Annotated in this window: 3 protein-coding genes; 2 read left to right on the plus strand and 1 reads right to left on the minus strand. The window is 61.4% G+C overall.

The annotated features are described in order from the left end of the window. Positions 1 to 166 precede the first annotated feature (166 nt). Complete coding sequence (gene cynR, locus D8U70_RS26980; RefSeq protein ID WP_130930149.1) at positions 167 to 1,054, minus strand: transcriptional regulator CynR; 888 nt, start codon at positions 1,052 to 1,054, stop codon at positions 167 to 169. A gap of 121 nt (positions 1,055 to 1,175) precedes the next feature. Here cynR and cynS point away from each other — a divergent pair, with 121 nt between their 5' ends. After that, complete coding sequence (gene cynS, locus D8U70_RS26985) at positions 1,176 to 1,643, plus strand: cyanase (protein ID WP_130930150.1); 468 nt, start codon at positions 1,176 to 1,178, stop codon at positions 1,641 to 1,643. A gap of 57 nt (positions 1,644 to 1,700) precedes the next feature. Then, positions 1,701 to 2,360 carry a carbonic anhydrase gene (locus tag D8U70_RS26990; protein WP_073471183.1) on the plus strand — a complete coding sequence of 220 codons (660 nt, stop codon included), beginning with the start codon at positions 1,701 to 1,703 and terminating at the stop codon, positions 2,358 to 2,360. Positions 2,361 to 2,461: the final 101 nt, after the last annotated feature.

Consider the following 2,461-nt stretch of genomic DNA (forward strand, 5'->3'; position numbering starts at 1 on the left):
CCAGCCCTCACCCCAGCCCTCTCCCGAGGGAGAGGGAGCCGACCGAGTTGCCTCAGCTCAACCGTAGACCTGAATGACCGTGGCGATTATGAGTCAACGAAGCTCGTTCAGGTCGGAGTAACTTGACCAAACACCTCGGTCAGTCCCCTCTCCCGCTGGGAGAGGGTTAGGGTGAGGGGCTTTTCATGCCGAGCACCAGCTCCACAAACGCCAACGCCGCCGCACTGTGATAATTATTCCTGCGCCGCAACAACGCCGCGCCACGCTGTGGCGCCTCGCCTTCGACCCGCAAGCGGCGCAACGCGCGGTCTTCGCTGGCAATCGCCTCGGGCAACATAGTCGCCAGCGGCGCATGCCGCACCACTTCCAGCAACGTACTCACCGAGTTCACTTCAATCCGCACCTGCGGCGTAATCCCGTGCTCACGGAAATACTCATCCACCAATAACCGCGTAATGAAACCCGGCGCCAGCAAGGCGAAATCCATTGAAGCCAATTCCGTCGACGTCAACACCGAAGGGCTGTCATAGAGCGGATGCCCAGGCCCGACCATGATCCCCAGCGTCTCGGTAAACGCCGGTATGCATTCGATATCGGCATTGCGCACCGGCGTAAACGCGATCGCGACATCCAGCGAGTCATCCGCCAGCCCTGCCTCGATGTCGTCCATCGACAATTCGAAGATTTCCAGATGAATCCCGGGAAACCGTGCCCTGTAATCACGCACCAACGGCCCGACCAGATACGCCATGAACGTCGGTGTCATCGCCAGGCGCAGGGTGCCGCGGGACAAGTCCTTCACGTCGTGCAAGGCGCGCTGCCCGGCTTCCAGCTCCACCAGCACGCGCCGCGCGCATTCGATGTAAGCCGCTCCGGCATCCGTAGGCTTCACCGTGCGTGAGGTGCGATCGAACAGGCTCACGCCGAGGGTTTCTTCCAGTTGCCTAATCTGCTGCGACAACGTCGGCTGCGACACATGCAGCGCTTCGGCGGCGCGGGTGAAGCCACCGTGATCGGCAACGGCGAGCAAATAACGCAAATGTCGCAACAGCATGAGGACACCATCTATAGGCAGGGCTTATGCGACGCATTGTATATCGGTCTTGGACGCTATGAATCGACCGGCGCAACATTGTTTCCACACAAGCAAGCCAACCCCTGAAAGGAGTGACACCATGCAACAGTCCCACGCCTACAACGACAACAGCCTGGCCCTGACCACCCGCGTTCTCGACGCCAAGGCGAAAAAAGATCTGTCGTGGCAGGATCTCGCTGACGGCACCGGCCTCAGCGTTGCCTACGTCACCGCCGCCCTGCTCGGCCAGCATCCGCTGCCGGAAATCGCTGCTCAAGTGGTCGGCGACAAGCTTGATCTGAGCGCCGATGACGTCGCCGCTCTGCAGATCATTCCTTTGCGCGGCAGCCTCAGCGGCGTGCCGACCGATCCGACCATCTACCGTTTTTACGAAATGATCCAGATCTACGGCACCACGCTGAAAGCGCTGGTTCATGAACAGTTCGGTGACGGCATCATCAGTGCGATCAACTTCAAACTGGACATCAAGAAAGTCGAAGACCCGGAAGGCGGCTCCCGCGCGGTGGTGACCCTCGACGGCAAGTTCCTGCCGCTGCGTCCGTTCTGATACGCCCGGCCCGCACCCTGCGTGCGGGCCATCTCATTTCTGCCACGAGGACATGCCATGAAAGCCCTGATCGACGGCTTCCTGAAATTCCAGAACGAAGCCTTCCCGCAACGCAGCGAACTGTTCAAACATCTGGCCACGACTCAGCAACCCGGCACGCTGTTCATCACCTGTTCCGACAGCCGTGTAGTGCCTGAGCTGCTGACCCAGCAAGAGCCCGGCGAACTGTTCGTGATCCGTAACGCCGGCAATATCGTGCCCTCCTACAGCCCTCATCCGGGCGGGGTCTCGGCGACGGTGGAGTATGCGGTGGCGGTACTGGGGGTGACCGATATCGTGATTTGCGGCCACTCCGATTGCGGCGCAATGACGGCGATTGCCCAGTGCAAATGCATGGATCACCTGCCCGCCGTCAGCGGCTGGTTGCAGCATGCCGAGTCGGCGAAGGTGATGAACGAAGCGCGCGTGCATGGCAGCGACGCGGCGAAATTGAGTTCGATGGTGCGCGAGAACGTGATCGCGCAACTGGCGAATATCCAGACCCACCCGAGTGTGCGCCTGGCCCAGGAGCAAGGGCGGCTGAATCTGCATGGCTGGGTTTACGACATCGAGACCGGCTCGATCGACGCGCTGTCGGCCGACCGCCGCACGTTTGTGCCGCTGGCCGAGCAACCTGAGACTTGCGCGATCAGCGCGCAAGCCAGCCACGCTGCCTGACTCCCCACCGTGATCGTTCCCACGCTCTGCGTGGGAATGCCTCAAGGGACGCTCTGCGTCCAGTGACGCGGAGCGTCACGGGCTGCATTCCCACGCGGAGC

The organism is Pseudomonas sp. Sample_20 (assembly GCF_004307585.1).
In the GTDB taxonomy this organism is placed as follows: Bacteria; Pseudomonadota; Gammaproteobacteria; order Pseudomonadales; family Pseudomonadaceae; genus Aquipseudomonas; species Aquipseudomonas atacamensis.

What these genes read in the sequence shown, in the direction of transcription:
- D8U70_RS26990 (WP_073471183.1), top strand. Translation starts at nt 1,701, where the DNA reads ATGAAAGCCCTGATCGACGGCTTCCTGAAATTCCAGAACGAAGCCTTC.
- cynS (WP_130930150.1), top strand. Translation starts at nt 1,176, where the DNA reads ATGCAACAGTCCCACGCCTACAACGACAACAGCCTGGCCCTGACCACC.
- cynR (WP_130930149.1), bottom strand. Translation starts at nt 1,054, where the DNA reads ATGCTGTTGCGACATTTGCGTTATTTGCTCGCCGTTGCCGATCACGGT.